Annotated in this window: 10 protein-coding genes; 3 read left to right on the forward strand and 7 right to left on the reverse strand. The window is 66.7% G+C overall.

Annotation, left to right across the window (positions count from 1 at the left end; genetic code table 11):
* Positions 1 to 244 precede the first annotated feature (244 nt).
* Entirely contained in the window at positions 245 to 919 is a 675-nt protein-coding gene (locus Actob_RS43950; RefSeq protein WP_407653542.1) for a hypothetical protein, read from the forward strand.
* 1,262 nt (positions 920 to 2,181) lie between these two features.
* Here Actob_RS43950 and Actob_RS02390 read toward each other — a convergent pair.
* Both Actob_RS02390 and Actob_RS02395 read right to left on the reverse strand, forming a co-directional pair.
* Positions 2,182 to 2,970 carry a hypothetical protein gene (locus Actob_RS02390; RefSeq protein WP_284918328.1) on the reverse strand — a complete coding sequence of 263 codons (789 nt, stop codon included), beginning with the start codon at positions 2,968 to 2,970 and terminating at the stop codon, positions 2,182 to 2,184.
* The gene (locus tag Actob_RS02395) at positions 2,970 to 3,575 is read right to left on the reverse strand and encodes a SigE family RNA polymerase sigma factor (protein WP_284918329.1); all 606 of its coding nucleotides are present in this window, start codon (positions 3,573 to 3,575) and stop codon (positions 2,970 to 2,972) included. Before Actob_RS02395 ends, Actob_RS02390 begins: the two co-directional genes overlap by 1 nt.
* A gap of 1,092 nt (positions 3,576 to 4,667) precedes the next feature.
* Between Actob_RS02395 and Actob_RS02400 the strand changes: the two genes are divergently transcribed.
* Together Actob_RS02400 and Actob_RS02405 are read left to right on the forward strand one after the other, a co-directional pair.
* Positions 4,668 to 6,446 carry an RICIN domain-containing protein gene (locus tag Actob_RS02400; protein WP_284918330.1) on the forward strand — a complete coding sequence of 593 codons (1,779 nt, stop codon included), beginning with the start codon at positions 4,668 to 4,670 and terminating at the stop codon, positions 6,444 to 6,446.
* Positions 6,447 to 6,756: 310 nt separating this feature from the next.
* Positions 6,757 to 7,179 carry a contact-dependent growth inhibition system immunity protein gene (locus tag Actob_RS02405; RefSeq protein WP_284922213.1) on the forward strand — a complete coding sequence of 141 codons (423 nt, stop codon included), beginning with the start codon at positions 6,757 to 6,759 and terminating at the stop codon, positions 7,177 to 7,179.
* A gap of 802 nt (positions 7,180 to 7,981) precedes the next feature.
* Here the strand turns inward: Actob_RS02405 and Actob_RS02410 are convergent.
* The 5 genes from Actob_RS02410 to Actob_RS02430 are packed head-to-tail and all read right to left on the reverse strand — an operon-like array spanning position 7,982 to position 18,147.
* Positions 7,982 to 10,096, reverse strand: a complete 2,115-nt coding sequence (locus tag Actob_RS02410) for a DEAD/DEAH box helicase (RefSeq protein ID WP_284918331.1) — start codon at positions 10,094 to 10,096, stop codon at positions 7,982 to 7,984.
* Positions 10,093 to 11,370 carry a BREX system ATP-binding protein BrxD gene (brxD, locus tag Actob_RS02415; RefSeq protein ID WP_284918332.1) on the reverse strand — a complete coding sequence of 426 codons (1,278 nt, stop codon included), beginning with the start codon at positions 11,368 to 11,370 and terminating at the stop codon, positions 10,093 to 10,095. The genes Actob_RS02410 and brxD overlap by 4 nt, the downstream gene beginning before the upstream one ends.
* On the reverse strand, positions 11,367 to 14,090 hold the full coding sequence (gene pglZ, locus Actob_RS02420) for a BREX-2 system phosphatase PglZ (RefSeq protein ID WP_284918333.1): 2,724 nt from the start codon (positions 14,088 to 14,090) through the stop codon (positions 11,367 to 11,369). The genes brxD and pglZ overlap by 4 nt, the downstream gene beginning before the upstream one ends.
* The gene (locus Actob_RS02425; protein WP_284918334.1) at positions 14,087 to 17,785 is read right to left on the reverse strand and encodes a DUF6079 family protein; all 3,699 of its coding nucleotides are present in this window, start codon (positions 17,783 to 17,785) and stop codon (positions 14,087 to 14,089) included. Before Actob_RS02425 ends, pglZ begins: the two co-directional genes overlap by 4 nt.
* Positions 17,782 to 18,147: a hypothetical protein gene (locus Actob_RS02430; RefSeq protein ID WP_284918335.1), complete on the reverse strand. Its 366-nt coding sequence runs from the start codon at positions 18,145 to 18,147 to the stop codon at positions 17,782 to 17,784. Before Actob_RS02430 ends, Actob_RS02425 begins: the two co-directional genes overlap by 4 nt.
* Positions 18,148 to 18,158 lie beyond the last annotated feature (11 nt).

Raw genomic sequence — 18,158 nt, forward strand, 5'->3', positions numbered from 1 at the left:
CTGGTCGCGCTCGCGTTCGATCGGGTGGCGGTAGTACCCGCAGGACGCCCGGCGGGCTGTCGGTGAGCGCGCGGGATTCGGCGATCAGCTCGCGCAGCTGCCGGAACCCCGGCCGGTCCAGGGCGAAATAGGTGCCGCCAGGCAGAATCAGGAACTCCTGGTCACGGGCGAGCGCGACGAAGAGTGTTTCGAAGTCGACTCGCTCGCCGCCCACCTCGACGCGCACCGACAGATCGAACCAGTCGTGCTCGTCAGTCTGTTCGGCGTTGGCGAAGGTGATGACCGGCGCGGCTTCGCTCTCCCGCAGGTCCCAGTCCCCGGCCGGCTCCACCACGGCCACGCCGACTTCGACCAGCGCGGGTGCCACCGTAGCCAGGAAATGAATCATCGCGTCGCCACTGAGCACCGATTCAGCGGCGAGCCGAGGACTCGTCAGGCTCGATTCGAGCGGGCCAGATCCAACAAGATCACTTACTTTCCGTACGAGTTCGGCCTGCTCGTCGGAGAACGTCGGCGACCAAAGCGGCTCGGTGTATCGGCCACCGCCCACCGTGACCACCCACTCCCACCGCAACCGCAGCTGATGCCCGCGTTCGGCGGTCAACGTCACGGTCAGAGCCGGTGCACCCACATCGGGCAGGCTCACGTCCGGTCCCGCCGGTACGACGTCCAACTGCCGGACCAGGCCGGGGTAGAACTCGGCGAAGAATCGCTCTTCCTGGCCGCCCGGGATCCGGATGCTCGGTGCCGTCAGGACCTTGCGTGCCGATTTCGGGAGGGGACGGGCGAGCGGAGCCAGGCGCAGCGTCTGGCCTGCCTCCGCGCTCCAGGAGGCGATGCCGTGCGCCGGCTCGCCGATGAACATCGCGTGCTCGACGTCGACTGGCGTGCCGTCGACCTGCATCACGGCTTGCAGTGACAGGTCGCCGTCGACCCGGTCCACCTGCAACGACACCGGGGCAGGACGGCGAGCCACGATTACCGGTGCGGCGTTCTTGCCGTACTGCACCAGTGGCAGGCCGCAATCCTGCGCCTCGGCCAGCAGGTCCCAGATCCGTCGACTGCCGAACTCGTCAAGGAACAGATTCGTGCTCCCACTGCCGTAGTAAGGCGTGTAGGAACCGGACAGTTTGATGATCTCGTTGAGCAGCCGGCGGTGGTGCTCCAGATCGGGCGAGTGGCCTCCGGCGTAGGTGATCGAGTACCAGTTGATGCCGGTGCGCACCCAGCCTTTACGCCCGGGCAGAACCGGACGCATCGAGATCCGCTGCCCGGTCCTACGACTTCGTGGAAGGTAACCGCTCACCAGCTCGAACTGCAGGCCGAGGCCGGGTTCCGCGGGCTGCGGCAGCGGCGGTCCGGCCACATCCCGCATCCATGCGGATAGCTGGGACTCCCACCGGCTGGCCCTGGGCCGGCGCTGCGCTGGCGCAGCGGACTTTTTCGGTGCGGTCGCCTGTCGGGCTGCGATCAGCAGTGCCGCGATATGGACGCAATCCAGGTCGGCGCAGGTGCACACCCCGGTCAGGGTGGGCGTAGCCCCCGAAACAACCTCGCCGGACACCACTCCGCCGTCGCGGACCTTGCCGACCGCCTGGCCGGAGGTGCCGACAGCCTGGACAACGATCTCCCCATCGGCAGCCACCGCGCGTGCCCGGAGGAAGGCGTGAACCCCAACTGCCTCGCAGAGGACCGTTTCCTCCGGGGACAGGATCAGCTTCGCCATCATCACCTTCCGACAACGCCAGCCGCCCACTCTAAACGGGTGACGTCATGAGCCGCACGCTTTGTACCAACCAAGAGGGACATGCAGATATCCGCAGGGAGTACCAAGGTGCGAGGTTGCGGTGTCGCGCCAGAGGCCTACGGGGACGTCAGCGTTCATCGGGCGGTGAAGCACTTCTGCGACCGTTGGAACGACGGGCTCGATCTGCTGGTCGAGGATGCGAAGGAGGTCAGCGACATCCTCGGGCGAGCAGCGACGGCCTATCGAGCTGTCGACAACGCCCACGCGGCAAGCCTCCGCGGCGATCCTGGAACGCGGCGAGCTTCCTGGACAACGAGGCGGCCGCGGCGCCCGAGAAATCGTCCTGGCTGGATGACGCGGGAGACTTCCTCAACGACGTCGGTGCCGACGTGGTCAAGGACCCTGGCCTCGATGGGCGATCCGTGAAAAGCGGTTCAGAAGCCACCGTCAACCTCGGCCCGGGCGCCGCTGGAAGCGGCCACCGCGTGGTACGTGTCATGGCTGGCATCCCTGCCGCCCACGGCATGGCTGTACTGCACGGCGAAGGTGTACGACCCCTTCTCCAGGTAGACGCCCGGCTTCACCGCGAACCGGTAGATCAGCGCGTCTCCCTCCCGTGCAACGGTTGCCACCAGTTTCTCGGACGGCACGGTGCTCCACGACCCGGTGCTGGACAGGTACGGGGTGGCGACCACCCGGACGCTCACCTCCAGCCCCGTAATCGTTTCGCTGGTCAGTACCGTCACATTGCTCTGTGCCCAGTTGTCGATGCTGTGGGAGTCCACGGTGCCGCGGACGCGGAGAAAGCCTTGCTGACTGTTCTTCGCGCTGGACGAGGCCGTCGGTGACCGGGAGGCTTGGGACGACACCGGAGACGACGTAGGAGATGCGGACGGTGGCCGGCTGATGGTGGCCGGGCCATGCGGCGTCCGGGGGCTGCGGCTGGCCGGGGCGGGGGACACCACCGGCTCGGGCGAAGACGTGTGCAGCACATTGTTGCTCATGGCGGCCCACGTGACCGCCACACTGGAGGCGAGCACCGCGGCCACCGTCGCCGCCATCCCGGCCGTCCGTACAGCTGTGCGCCGGTGGCCGGCGCGCGGGTTCCGTACCGGCTCGAGGGCAGCCTGACCTCGGTGTATCCGGTCCAGAATGGCCATTCGGTCCGGCTGATAGGCGGCTGCCTTCGCGCGCAACGCGGCGCCGACTCGATCCGACGACATCAGACCTCCGTTCCTGGCCGGCCGGGCGGGGTCACGACCCGCGCCACGGGGGCCAACGAATCCGTACGGCCGGTCGCCGATGACGGCGCGCCGGATTGGTCGGCTTTCCGGCTCATGCCCAGCAGCCCCGCCAACTGGGTCACCCCGCGTGAGGTCTGGCTCTTCACTGTTCCGACCGATATCCCGAGCGTACGTGCCGTCTCCTGCTCCGAGAGGTCGAAGACGTGCCGGAGGACCACACAGGCCCGGCGCCGATACGGCAAGCGGCGCAGCGCTCCGTCCACGTCGACTGCCGCCGGAACGTCAACTTCCCTGGCGTACGTCTGGTCCGTCCACAACGGAAGCAGGGCGAGCAGGCCCCGCCGTTCCCGCCCCTCCCGCCGGAGCCTGTTGCGGGCCAGGTTGACGAGCACCCCACGGGCGTACCCGATCGGGCTGTCCGCCGCGGCGACGCGGTCCCAGTGCCGCCATACTTCCAGGAGCGCGTCCGCGGTCAAGTCGTCCGCCACCTCCGGCTTGCCGGTCACCAGGTACGCCAGCCGGGTCAACCCCGCGTAATGCGTCTCGAAGAAGGCGTGGAAGGCCTGTTCGCGCTGCGCCGACATGGCCGCCTCCATCATGTGCCGGCCTCCCCGCGTAAGGTCCGTTGGTGACTTTCCGTTGACAGGATCGCGACCTCCGCTCCGCCGTGCATCCTCAGCCCGGGGCTCCGGAGTCGCCGGTCGATGCGGCTCGGACAGTGACCTCGGAAAACTCGACGCTGGACCGTAACAGCAGGTGATGAGCCCGTCAAGGCACGATCCCGCGGGTAACCCGGCCGCTCGGACAACGAGCGCGGCAGGGCGGGTGGTTCGTATGGCGCTACCGGATCCCCCGTCCGCGCCGACCACCCTGAGTAGTTTTCGGCCTTACGTATATCCATCCTCGGCCGCTCAGGACTTCACGTCGGTGACCCGGGTTCCGGACTCGGTGACGGATCGGGTCACGGTCGACCGGCGACTGCCGTCAGCGCGACGTGCCGTCGTTGACATGGGGGTGCCGGGGACATGTCAGTGCTCTCTTTCCGTCGTTGCTTCTGACGAGATGTCCTTCAAGTGGTCCGGGAGAGTCAAAAGGTTGCCCGTACCGAGAAAATTCACAGATGCGAGTCCGGCAGCTTCTGCGCCGTAGCCGGGACTCAGCCCGCCGCGCTGGCCAACGCGCGCTCCTGCTCCCGCGGGTCCGGTGATGGCGCCTCGGCGCCGGTCGCCCTGCGGCGCGGTCCTCGGCGAAAGTGTCCCGGGCCGTGTCCAGTATGCGAGTACGGCCGTCAACCGCAGCGACGCCGGCAGTGAAGCTCGGCGCCGATTGGGTGGTCGCCGGTATCGCGATCTCGCGCGATGTCGCTCAGCCCACGGATGTCCAGTTTGCCCAGAACTGATCGCCAGGTGTGACCGCTGCACCGGCGGCAGGCGGGGCTGGGCAAGGTCCGAGTTCTCGATGCCGCGGATGGAATCTTTCTCACCCAGGCAACCTTTCGGCTCCTCCCGGACCACTTCAATGTCGTCTCGTCAGATGCAACGGCTGAAAGAGAGCACTGACATGTCCCTGGCACCCCCACGTCACCGATGGTGCGCCGCGCTGACGGCAGCCGGATCGGCGGCCGTCACGTCGGCAGTCGCCGGTCGCTCCGCTCGACCGGTACGAGGAGACGAGAAGTGAAGCTTCGTGGCGGTCAGCTGTTCTCGCGTCGCGGTGCCTGGGCCGCTGTGGTCATGGCCGTCGTGGCCGGGGCCGGTGTCGTGGTCGGCACGATGCAGGCTTCGGCGGGAACCGTGGACCTGAAGTCGTGGTACGTACTCGTCAACCGCAACAGCGGCAAAGTGCTCGACGGTCGCGGATTCGCCAAGAACGACGGCGCCGCGGTGGTCCAGTGGGCGCGGCACGACGGAGCCAACCAGCAGTGGCGATTCATCGACGCGGGAAGCGGATATTACCGGTTGCAGAATCGGAATTCCGGCAAGATCCTGGACGACTACAACTGGTCGAAGACCGCGGGCGCGGGCATCGTGCAGTGGGGTGATCTGAACGGCGCCAACCAGCAGTTCCGGGTAGCGGATTCGCCGGAGGGTTACGTGCGTCTGATCAATCGCTTCAGCGGCATGGCCGTCGAGGTCCGCGGCGCCTCCCGAACGGATGGCGACGCCATCGTCCAATCCCGGGACTCCGGCAGCACCAATCAGCAATGGAAGCTCGTCCCCGCCGGGAGTGCCGGCACACCGACCGCCACGGGCAGCAGCGTTCGCCCGAGTCAGTCGTCGAGTGGCACGCGCCCGTCGTCGGCGTCGTCGCGAACTGCGAGGGGGACGCGCCCGGCCTCGGCATCACCCTCTTCCGCCGCGGCCGGTGGTGGCAACTCGGCCACACGCTTCATGGGTAGCGACACGGTGCTCATCGGCGGCTCGATGGCCGACGCCTCGGCGGCCGCCGCGCCGTTCGACGTGCGATACGCCTATGTGCACAGCCAACCGGCTCCCTCGTCCGACTACTATTCGGCCTCGCGGTGTAAGGCCGATTGGACGAACTGGTGGGGCTGCTGGTCCGGCAGCACCACACCGCCGGGCTATTACGTGAGTTGGTGGGACGACCATGTGGCCCGGGCGACCTACAAGGGCAGCCCGCGCCCGCAGAAGTTCTTCTGGACCTGGTACTCGCTGCGGGATCTAGGGGATCTGGCGGGATCGGGCGACGGTCCGGGCGAGGTGGTGGCCATCAACCGGGCTGACCTGCTCACCCGGTACATGAACGACTACCGCTTCTTCCTTCAGAAGATCGGCAGCTCGCACGACATGATCGACCTTGAGCCAGATTTCTGGGGATATGTACGGTCGCTCGGTGATCCGCATCGGGTTGCCGCGAAGGTCTCCAGTGCGAATCCGGCGGACTGCGGATCGCAGGAAGACAGCGCTGCCGGACTTTCCCGCTGCCTGATCGCGATGGCCCACAAATATGCGCCGAACACCACCGTCGGGTTCCACCTTTCCTGCTGGGACTGGCCGAGCAACACACAGGGATGCGTCAAGGACTACGAGAAACTCGGGGCGCGGAACGCGGATTTCCTGGTCGCCGACGTGTCGGACCGTGACGCGGGCTGGTACGCACAGTCGGCCCACGGCGGCTATGACAACTTCTGGACCGACCAGAAAGCCGCTGCCTCACTCAAGTTCTACAAGACGATGGCCGAGTCCGTAAGCAAGCCGGTGGTCTTGTGGCAGATCCCCGTAGGGAACATGAAGCAAAACAACACACTCAACCATTACAAGGACGACAAGGTGGACTGGTTCTTCGCGCACATGGACCAAGTGGCGAACGCGCATGTCGCCGCGCTCCTGTTCGGTGCCGGACAGGAGGAACAGACTTCGGTCGAGACCGACGGCGGAAACTTGATCAGCAAGACGGTCGCGTATCGCCACTCCGGTGGTGCGGCGCTCAAGTAGACCGAGCGCGCAACCGATCGTGGAATAGCGACGGATTGCCCTCGTCGCCGGTATCCCAGCGGGCTCCGAAGAACTGGGTGACGGGCTTGACGGGGCACCCCCACCCCTGTGGGGTGCCCCGTTAGCAGACCGCGGACCTCCGAGGCTAGATCGCCATCGCGGAGACCCGACGAAGGGCAGAGAAGGTGGTCCAGGCACACCGCTACCGTCGGGACCTGGCCGAAATCACGGGGAGCCGGAATGGTGAAGGCCTCGTCGTAGCTGCTGGTCGGCGTGGTGTGAAGGTAAGCGATAGCAGTCCCTCGAGGAAATCGGAGGCGACGCCTGGGGCGATGCGCCGGCCGACGCCACCAAGCTTGTCGCCACGGCCCACGAGCTGCGGCGCAAGCCGATCGGCTCGCTCCAGGTCGAAGACCTCCGACTCCTGCTCGGCCAGCGAGAAGGTGTTCCGGTGCTGGTGCCACGAGCCCTCGACATCTTCGAGCGCGACCCGTTGGCTGAGGGTGACTATTACCCCGGCGACTTGCTGACCGCCGTTCTGAAGCGCGTCCCGGCGGAGCACTGGGCTGCTCATCCCGGCGAGTCGGCTCGCCTGCGCGCCCTGGTCGCCACCGTCGAGCTGGGGGAGGCCGACGATGACGAGCTACGGGCCGACATCGCCGCTCACCGCGAAGGTGATGCCTCGCAACCGTCGCCCCGGTCTGCCCTGAGACGTCCCGTCGCCGGTGGGTAACGGCGGTCAGCCTCGCACACAGGTGATCATCGAATCCGCAGTGCGGCGATCGCGTTGCTCCGGATGTGGTCCGGCGGCCGGATCGCCCCGGCCACGACGCTGCTGGTCAGCGGTGGGTGTTATCGGGTGCTGGTGGTCACTGCTGGTCAGGTAGCATGAGCACTCGCGCCCTCGCAGCTCAGGGGATAGAGCAACGGTTTCCTAATGCGGATGCGACACGCTTATGCAGGCCAGATACCCGCGATTGTGCGCTTCCTGGTCACCGACATCGCTCGCTGTTTGCTCAATGGGTCGAGCCCTCGACGGCCGACGCCGAAGTCGGCGTTTGCCCTTCGGATCCGTAGTCAAATGACTAGTGGTCGCGCGCACACTCCGTAGCCTCCGGACTCAGAGCCGCTTCCACAGGCATATTAGCAGCTCAGAGCGACTCTATGTTTCCGCAGGTCCGGGCCGAGTGCATGAGTTAGGCACCTCTCCGATCGATAGCCGCCACTCGAACGTGCTGATGCGGTCGCGCCCGTGCTGAAACGGTCGCCGACATCCGATCACCACCGGATCACCACGCGGCGCCATCACACAGCGTAGGACCACTTCAATCAGCGCTGCTCGGGGCGGAGTGCCAAGGCTCCTGCTGCCCAAGGTTATCGCGGTGTGACACCCGCCGTGGCGACATGCGATCACCATCCTCGACACGACCGCGGCCCACCACTCCAAGCCGCCGCCAAAGTCCGTTGCCGACAGCGACTGCGAAGAAAGCATCTGATCCATAGTGCTGCTAACAGCTACCGCGAGCGCAAAGCAACTAATCCCAGTATTGCTTCACGAAACGTGCCGGCTCGGCCAGGACAGTAGCCGCCCCTTCCAAGTCGGCGAGCCGAGCGGCTAGTGTCGCGACCGCGAGCCGCTCGGGGAGAGCAACACTGAACTTCAATCCGTCCAGCGCCTTCTTGTCCACGTCAGGAAGACAGAGACGGTCCCTTGCATCCGCGGTCAAGGCACGCCACTCCGCGGGGGTCAGATCGCGGCGCAGCCTCACCTGACAGTCATCGAAGCGCCGGACGGGATCGATGACTTCGCCGAGGGTGGCGGCCAGCGTGGCGTTCGCTCGGAAACCGGCCCATGTCCACCATCGCAGATCGCCCTGCCGGTCCTGAGTTATGACATTGCCGCCAGGATGGACGAAGTCGGTTTTCTCACCGCGTTCCTTGGACAGTCGGGCAGTGGCCCGTGCGGTGAGTTGCACTGGTGGATCGCTGCCCAGCAGCACATCGCGAATGGCGCGCGTGAGTTCGAATCCTAAGCCCGCCCAGCCGCCGGTCATCCATCGTGCACGGCCACCCTCGTCCGCCGGCTCGACAAAGCATCTCCGTCGCTGCCAGTCGACGTAGGTCACTCGCCAGCTTCGGCCATTCAGCAGCAGCCGCCGGTCGCCCTGAACTTCCTCGGTGAGCAGGCTGGGGTCGATCCGCCCCAGGTCGGTGCGCCCAAGCAATACGGCAAATTCGGGGGCCCCGGTGAATACGGCGGTCATACCCATGAAGTGCCGATATCCGAACCGTTTCTCTGCCTCGGGGCCGATGAAGAGAAGGCCGCCGTCGCTCTCCAGATAACCCTGCCCGGAGAGGTAGCGGACGATGGGCTCGGCACTCTGGTCGAACGGGGGCAGACCGTTCCACCATTCCGCCCAAAGCCGATCACCGACGCGGTGTTCCTGCAAGCAGAGCGCAAGAACCTGCTGGGCGATGATGTGGCGTGGTTCCGGTGGGGGGACGACCGGTTCCACCCATCCTCGGCCCCACAGCAGCAGCAGCGCAGCGGCCTCGGTGAGCGCCTCGCCGTCTCGTGTGAGGAACAGACAGTTGCGGGTTGTGCCTGCTCTGCGGCCAGTGCGGCCGAGTCGCTGCAGGAATGACGCGACCGTCTTCGGCGCGTCGATCTGGATGACCCGGTCCAGGTCTCCGACGTCGATGCCGAGTTCCAGGGTGCTGGTCGACACAATCACGCAGTCACGGGCCTCGGCAAAGGCTTGCTCCGACCGCCTGCGTTCGTCCGCGGACAGCGATGCGTGCGACAGGAAGGTTGTGACGCCGCGTTCCCTCAGCATCTGGCCGAGTTCTTCAACCGTCTGTCGCGACTCGCAGAACACCAGCCGCTTCTCTCCGCCGTGCAATGTCGCGATCACTTTGGCGGCGTTCTGCAGCGACCCCACGTAGTCCAGTTCGATGTGACCTGGAGGCGGTCCGGAGCCGGCCATCGGCTGTTCGGGAGCGATGATCCGGCCGGGCCGGGCATCTCGCCCCGACCCGTGCACCCACGCCAGCAACTCATCCGGATTCCCTACCGTGGCGGACAATCCGACTCGCTGGATTGGCCGTCCGAGCAGGTGAGTGAGCCGCTCCAGAACGGCCAACAGATGCCAGCCTCGATCGTCACCGGCGAAGGCATGTACCTCATCGATCACGACAGCCCGCAGACCGCTGAAGAACGATCGATGGTCGACTTTCCGACTGACCAGCATCGCTTCGAGCGATTCCGGAGTGGTGAGCAGCACATCGGGCCGAGCGGCGAGGATCGCCTGTCGACGCGGTGCGGTGACGTCGCCGTGCCAAACCGCTGCTCGGCGACCGAGCCATTCGGTGTAGCGCTCCAACCGGGGCATCAGGTTGTTCAGCAGCGCTTTGAGGGGGCAAATGTAGAGGACCGACGTACCGGTCCACCGATCCTGAGTCATGCGTGACAGCAACGGGAACATCGCGGCTTCCGTCTTGCCGCCAGCGGTGGGCGCCAGCACCAGCGCGTCGTCTCCAGACAGCAGTGGCGCCACCGCAGCCCGTTGCATGGGCCGCAGATCGGCCCAGCCGAGGGAGTTGACGATGTGATGGAGCAGGACCGGGTGGAGCTGGTCGTCTTCGGTCACGGTAGCTCCAGAAAGACCTCGTCTGCGCTGGCTGCGTTGCGCTCGGATTCGGTCATCTCCGCTGCGTTGAGCATGACGGAGTAGTGCGCCCGCGGATCGAAGTCGGGGAACTGATCCACCCGGTCCAGCACGTCACCGACCAACTTCTTCAGGAACAGACGTGGCGCGACGCCCACCTTGCCTCCGAGGCGCCCTGCAATAGCTGCGGCAAGATCGGCGACGTAGGCCTCGTCCACTCGGCTTACGATCCGTACGGGATCAGTGACGTCCCCAGCGTAGATGTCGCGGACTCTGATACCGACCTCACGCAACGCCCCATCGGTGAAGCCCGGCAGGCGGATCTGCACTGCCCGCGGATTGTCGAACCGGGCATCCGTCGTGAAATCGGTGGCAAGGCGCTGTGCCAATGGCGCCAGCCGTTGTACGCCTTGAGTGCCCTCGAAGAACGCTGGGGTTCCGGTCACCAGCAGGTAGAGGCCGGGAAATCTACCGGCATCGACTTCATCGATGAGTTGGCGTAGCGCGTTGAGCGCCTTGTCGCGTACGTCCGAGCGAGCGCGTTGCAGGGTTTCGACTTCGTCGAGAACGAGCAGCAGACCGGGGTGGCCGCTGTCGCGGAGCACCGTGAGTAGACCTTGCAAGAAACCAAACGCGCCGAAGTGATCAAGATCCCCGCGTACGCCTGCGTTTCGGCGAACAGCGGCGGCGACGTGGGGTTGGCCGCCGAGCCAGGCGACGAGGCCTTCCGCGGTGATGTTGTCACCGTCGTGGGTGGCACGCCGGTACGCCCGCAACGCGGCAGCGAAGGCCGGCGTGGTCTGCGAGACGGCGGCCAATCGGCGTTCGAGCACCGCGTCGGTGTCGTCGCCGGCTTCCTGCTCCAAGCCGAACAGCCAGGCGTCGAGCACGGGACGCAGGGCCGATGGCGGAAACTCAGCGGTCTGCAGTGACTCGCAGATGCGCCGATACACGGTCTCCAGCCGGTGCAGTGGCGTCTCGGTCTCGGAGATCTGTACTTCAGCCACTGCCATTCCGCGCCGTTTGGCCAGCTCACCTAGCCATCGGGCGAAGAAGGTCTTGCCGGAGCCGTACTCGCCACGGACCGCCTTGAAGACAGCTGCGCCGCCGGCCACGCTGTCGAGCTCCGCTTCCATGGTGGGAGCGAAGCGTTCGAGCCCGACGGCTAGTACGTCCAAGCCATTGTGCGGGACGGTGCCTCGCCGCAGCGCGTTGATGACCTCCTGCCTGCGGCGAGGACTCAGGTGCGCGGTCACAGCCGCACCCCGAACTGGTCGCCGAGCAGGTCGACGTCGAGCACGACGGTGGCACCGTCCGGATCGCGGCTGAGCACCGGGTACTGCTCGACGTTGAGCAGTCGTTGCACCTGCGGAAGGGCGCCTCCGAGCTGAACAGTCGCCACACCGAGGGCGGCCGCCGCGGATTCCGGGTCGAGCCGATGCGCTGGAGCCTCGAGCAGCGCGTCGAGTAGCCGCCGCACCTGGACGTCACTGATCGCCACGCGCGCCGACCGCTTGCGCTGATCCCGGTAGGCCGCGCTGACGAGCACAGCCTCAGCCCGACTTCCCGATACAACGGGTTCGTCAGGTGTATCGAACAGGGTCGGCACAGCCTGTTGGTCCTTGACTGCCCGCGCCGATTTCGCTGCGGGAACGGCCGCGGGGTGGGTGCTCGGAGCCGGGGCCTGCGCGCTTCGCCACCAGCTGGGCGATTGCGGTGGTGCCAGTCGCCATCCGGTCGGCGGCTCGCCGGGGGCCAGGACACTGATCGGCACGACGACCTCGGCCGGGGCCGCCCCACCGTGGTAGCCAGCCTTGAGCGGGCCGTATCGAAGACGTTCGTTTACGGCAAGGATCGCGTTGCCATCATGCAGCAGCACGCGCGGACCGCTCACCCGCACTTCGTCATCGGTGGGACCAGGACCACCTGCCGCCGGACGCGAGCGGTTGCTGGAGGTGCCCGCAGCGGCCTGCTGACGACCTTGGCGCCGTTCCACCACGTGGCCGTGGTCGGAAGTGAGCACCACCAGTCTCCCAGCCCGGCGGGCCCGCTCCATCAAGGGGCGCAGATGCTTGACCGCGTCGGCAGTCCAGGCGGTGCCGCCCGGGTTGGATCGGTCCAGCGAATCGTCGATGGTGTTGAGGACGCACACGACAAGCGCGACGTCGGTGTTGTCTATCGCCGCGGCAACGTCCAAAGCCAGGGCGTATCCGTCCGGGCTGGTGTCGAGGGTCAGCTTGTGGAAGAGCTCGGCACGAACGCCGTGCGATTTGGCCAGGGCGCTCAGTCCCCGCTGTTCCACGTTCTGCTGCCCGACGGCCAGCGTGCCGGAAAGAAGGCTGGCACGACTCACCTCCGTCAACGACGGAAGCACAGCAAGCGCGGCCAGTCGTCGTTCGTTTTTCTCCGGCAGGCACTCAAGCCAGGTGTCGTAGCGCCGGACGAGGTCATCGACCACCTCGGTGGCGACGGCCTGACTCATTCCGTCGGCCACCACCAGCAACACGGGCTGATCCTTGGCAAGTGGCAGCACGGTCGCCGCCAGCATGTCTTCCAGGTAGTAAAGACCGTCAGGTGCGGACCCTGAGTGCTTCGCCAGTGCCCTACCGAAATCGCGGTCGTGTACGTCCCGCCGGAGGCGTGCAGCCTCGAGCACCGCCCGCAGTCCTTGCGCCAGCGACTCGTCGTCGACGCCGGTCCAGGCTGCGGCGATCGCGCGGTCGGCCCAGGCATCATCGTCCCGATGCCGACTTGTCAGAGCGCCGAGGTCGCCAGAAACGTCTGATCGCTGCGCAAGCCATCTGGCCAAGCGAACGCCGGCGATCGCCCGCGGCACGCGTACCTCATCGGCGTGGCGTGCGAGGGCATGATCCTCGACGCGTTCGCGGGCTCTCTCCACGTCTGGCAGGACCAGGACATCAGCCAGTACAGCGTCGGCCCCATCCGTCCCGGCCCGGCTGGTGGAACGGGCCACACACCGTCGCAACGCCTCGCCGAGTTCAGCCAGGCGTGCGGTGAGACCGCGACGGAGAACATTCGACTCACCAGCGTGGGCAACCGCTTCGAGTGCATCCAGCAGCGTCTCCGCGCGGGCCAGCACCCGTGCCGCGGCTTCCTGATCCCCAGAGATCAGGTCACGGACGACTGCCTCCGCTTCCGTCGCCCAGGCCGTGACGACGTGATCGGGCAGCTGCACCCCGGTCTCGCGGCCGAAGAGGGCTCGCGGCCCGGAACCGCCCGGGGTGGCGAGCACCGCTCGGGCAACCAGGCCCAACGGCACGACATCGCCTGTGCGTCCGCCGCGCAATAGCGCCGCGACAGCCGGGCCGGTTGTGCCGCATCGCTCGGCAGCCCAGGTCAGTACTTCGCCGACCAATGCTTCGACGGTGATTGACCGGAGGCCGGCCAGCATGTTCGCGGCTTCATCTCGGGTGGTCCACCGCAGCACCGAGGCGAAGTCGAGCGGCTCGCCTGCCCGACCGAGGCCCAGTCTGCTCGCCGCAACCGCGCTCAGCGCATGGTCACGGGTCAGCAGCGCCGCTCGTGCCGGCGGCCAGCCGTCGGAGGGTGTTGCACTGAGCAGTCCGAGCGCCAAGTCCCGGTTGTCGGGGCGAGAGACCAGACGATGATCGATCCTGGTTGCCTCGAATCGGTCCTGCACGGCGGCCCAAGGATCTGGCCGCCTGGTGCGCTGCCACGTCAGGTGAGCAGTGATGCCCAGACCCAGCTCGCTGTCATCACGATCGGTCAACAAAATCAGCCACCGGTCGGCCGCCCGATCGAGCAGCGCTTCCCGCACCGCCAGGGTGGAGGGACAGCCGACGACGCGCACCGGCACGCCGTCGTGCTCGAAGTCGGCCGGTCCGTCCCAGTCGGGCTTGGCCGACACGGCGAGGACCCCACCGCGATACCGCCTGCGGTGTGCTTCGTCGAGCAGCGCCCGCAACACCGGAAGGGTCGCTGCGGGAACAGTCATTGCTGTTCCCGCCACTCGATCACGATGGTCCGGTTCGTCTGTTCGGCGAAGGCTCGAACCTCGGCGAGGACGGCGTCTAGGTCGGCACTTGACGCGATCGTTCGCCGACCGCCACGGGTCGAGGTCGGTGGCGGGGTCGGCGTGGGGGTGGGAATCGGAGCTGGCGGGAGAATAGCCCACTTGAAGGCGTCGTCCTCAGCTCTTTGCAGTGCCGACTGCAGTGACTGCGCCAGCTCGTCCGCAGTCACTGCGATGCGCAGCCGTTCCACGATGTTGCGCGCGTCGAGAGACCGGTCGTCGTTCCCGCCAGCAGCGTCCTGCACCGGGCGCAGCCGGTCCCAGGCGAAGCTCTTGAGGAAGTCGACCAGCTTCGCGGCGGAGGTCAGCGACCGGGACACGGCTTGCGGAGTGGCCGGCAGTTCGTGCCTGGCCAGCACCTCGACCACCCGGACCCGATCACCCGCTGATTCAAGAGCGGCGAGCAGACCAGAGGCGGCACGAGCAGTGGCCAGCCGACCGGATCCGGCCGTCACGTCGAGACCGAAGCGCTGGTAAACCTTTTCGAGCGAAGTGACGAGCGCCCCCGCGGCACCGGCTGACTGCCGGGTGGCTGCACTGAGTGTTTCGGTCAGTTCAGTGACCGACTGTCCGGTCAGGTACGGGTTCCCGAAGACACCGAACAGATGCCCGACGCGTTCGACGGCCAGCTTCCAGTCGTCGGCGGACGGCAATGGCTCCGGTCGCAGCTCCATCTCCGGCGACAGGGAGCCTGGTTGCGGTGCAGAGGCCAGTGCCGTGCCGTAGCGGTACCACGCCCGCGAATGCAGGATCGACCAGGCACAGATGACCAGGTCCACGATCTCGGGCCGGAGCCCGGTCGGCGGTGTCACCGAGGTGATCCATGAACGCAGCCGTTTGACGTCGACCGGGTCGCCCGGAGCGAGCCCGTCGCGACCCATCGCGGTGGCCAGCTGCATGTCCCACCGGAACCGGTCGGCACCGAAGAGGAAGTGCGTCTCTCCCATGTGCCCGACCCCGAGTGGGTTGGCGACCCGGCGGACCGCCTCCCGCTTCGCTGGCTCGATAAACGCCCGGCCGTCAGGATCCTGCCGAGCGGCCTCCACCGCATGCAGTACCGCTGTCAGCTCACCGACCCGAATCTCCCGGTCCTCCGGTTCGAACCGCGGATGGCCGGGGAACACCGCGCTGAACGCTTGGTCGATCAGGTTACTGAACGCGGCAGATAGGTCGTGTCCGACCGGAGCTGTGGGGTTGAACTCCGGGTGCAGGCTGAACAGCACTCGGTCATGTCCGTCGAGCATCTCCAGCGTGCCCTGGGTCGGCGACGCAGCTCCGTACGCCTCCTGGATAGCCTGGCGCAGTCGCTCCCGGAGCGCGTCGCGCTGGGTCTCCAGGATGATGCGGGCCTGTACCCGATCCGCTTCGGCGAGGTGGTTGGCGTGCGTGGTCCATCGATCGCCTGAGCCGCCCAGCAGCCAGTCTAGGATCACCAGCCGGCCCAGATCACGAAGCCGCTCGGCGCCGAGGAAGTGCGGCACCCAGACGACGGTCCGGCTGACCACCCGGCCCTTGAGGTCTTCGATCCGGTTGAGGTCTTCCAGGGCGCTGCGGCCGTCGGCGTCGAACGGGTAGTCGATGACGAACCGCCAGGTGTCCGGGCCGGCTTCGAAGACGCCGTCGGTGAGCCAGGCACGATCCCTGACGTTGCCGAACACCACCTCGGCCTCCCGCCGGGAGCCCCGCCAAATGCGCTGCTGCCGGGACACCCCGAAGGCATCGCCGTCGATGTCATCGAGTGCGAGGGCGTCCCACACCAGGCGTTTTAGCGTCTCCCGCTGGCGGCCGTCGTTGTCCTCACCCTTGGCCTTCTCGACGATGCTCTCGTAGTCGACCTCGGCGATGCGTACCCGAATCACCGGATTGCGCGGGTCGCCAGTAATCTGGAGCTCAGGAACATCTCGCTGCCAGCGGCGTACCTTCGTCACCACCAGGGAGCCCTCCCGGCCCCGGAAGGCCGGCGCGGTAATGGACCCGTGGTTGAGTGCCGCCAGCCGTGAGCCGGTCAGCTCCTTCAAGGCCGGCACTTCGGGCGCCACCGCCGACAGCACTAGCGTCTTGACCAGGCGGTCATCAGCGTGGAAGGGATGTCTCTGGGGCAGCCCCGCAATGTCCGCCTCAGCCAATTTGTGCTCACGCAGCAGCAACGGGCGTATTTTGTTGTCGTAGAGTGCCCGCGCGTTCTTGAAGCGACCGGCCATCTCTGGGGTCAGCGCCTGATTGCCGTCGACCACCAGTTCGAAGACGTCGCCGACCGGCACGATGTCGTCGATAGTCAGATAGTCCCGCCGCTGGACCAGGAGCTGCTGCATCACCTTCAGCGCGGTGCGGTCTCGCTGCATCGCCGACGCGAGCGTCCGCAGGGTCGACACCAGCGCCGGGGAGAACGGGTAGGTGCGCCGGAACGCCTCTTGATCGCTGCCGCGATGGCTGTCGTCGGTGTTCACCCCGTCGAGCAGCACGTCCCACACCTCGGGCCGCCGGTCGAGCTGGCGGAAGGCGTCGTGCAGGACCGCACGCGCCGCCTCGTCGTGCGGTTCCAGGAGGCGTTTCTCCGCCACGTACGGGAGGTTGTCGTCACCGAGCTTGATGGTGAGGAAGCGACCCTCCTGATGACGGAAGGCATTGTCGAGAGCCTCCTGCTCGGCGCCCACACCGCCGCCTGCGTCGGCGAAGTACCGCTTCAGGTCCAGCTGTCGTGCCACGAAGGAGATGAGTGGAATGGCTCGTTCACCGAATCCGGACTCCACCAGCTTGGTGATCTTCTGCGCCTCACGGCCGAAGAACTGCCGGTCCCGGACGCTGAACGACAGCCACAGCACCAGCTCGTCAAGGAACAGCACGACCGCGTCGTAGCCGAGGCTCTTGGCATGCGCGGAAATCGCTGACAGCCCCTCGTCGAGCGGGACGAACTCCGCAGTCGACGTGAAGGCTGTGAAGTAGTGCCGCACCAGCGCGGAGACCAGCTTCGTCCGGTCTTCATCACCGAAGTCGGCGGATCGGGCCCGGTCGTACCGTTCGGCGTTCCAGGCGCCACCCTCCAGCACACCGGACCAGACGTCCCCACCCCCGTTAAGCCCGGCGAAGAACGTGTCGTCGCCTAGACGCAGCCGCAGCGCCTCGGCGTCGGCCAGCACCGCGTCGCTGCGGTGCACGGCCGGCAGATCACAGCCGGGATGCAGCGCCTGAATCTGAGCAACGTATCCGCCGAGGATCGTTTCATCGATGCTGCGGGCGTCGAGGAAGTGGAACGCTAACCGCAGGAACTTCTTTCCGCTGATCGCGGTGTCGTGCCGGGCCACCGCCGGCTGGAGTTCCGTCTTGCCCCGGGCGTTCGCGTCGTGCCCCAGCAAGGCATAGAGCACAGCCATGAAGTGGCTCTTGCCGGACCCGAACGAGCCGGACAGAAACGCCGCGCGGCTCTGGTCGTCACGCAGCGCGGAGACCACCAGCCCGAGAGCCGAGTCGAAGGCTTCCGCTAACTGGTCGGTGACGACGTATTCCTTGATGGTTCGGGCCAGCCGCCCGCTGCCCACGCCCTCGGTCAGCCGCAGGACATAGTCGTCGGCACCCGCGGTCTCAGGAATCTTGATGATGTCGCGCAACAGGGTGCTCATGTGGCCGCTCCCTTTGATGTTCCGTCTGGTCCGCCGACTTCAGTGAGGATACGTTCAGCCAGCGCGCCGAAGTCCGCGGCCATGGCCCGGACGGCGGCTTGATGACCGCCGAAAGCACCGTCGGCAGGTTTGAGGGCAAAGATCGGCATGTGCGCCTCGTAAGACAGCGGCATCAGGCTGCGATATTGCTTGAGCACGTGCACGCCGGGGCTGCGTTGGTCCGGCAGATCGTTCGCGAAGGCCCATACGGCCTGATAGAGCGGATCCTTGGTGCCGGCCCTCGTTATCCACTCCTTGCGCTCGACCTGGTCGCTCTCCAAATCGGCGAGCAGTTGCAGCAGCTCCTCCGCGCTTCGCCCCATGCCGTTGAGCC

Origin of the sequence: Actinoplanes oblitus, from assembly GCF_030252345.1 — a bacterium.
GTDB classification, from domain to species: domain Bacteria; phylum Actinomycetota; class Actinomycetes; order Mycobacteriales; family Micromonosporaceae; genus Actinoplanes; species Actinoplanes oblitus.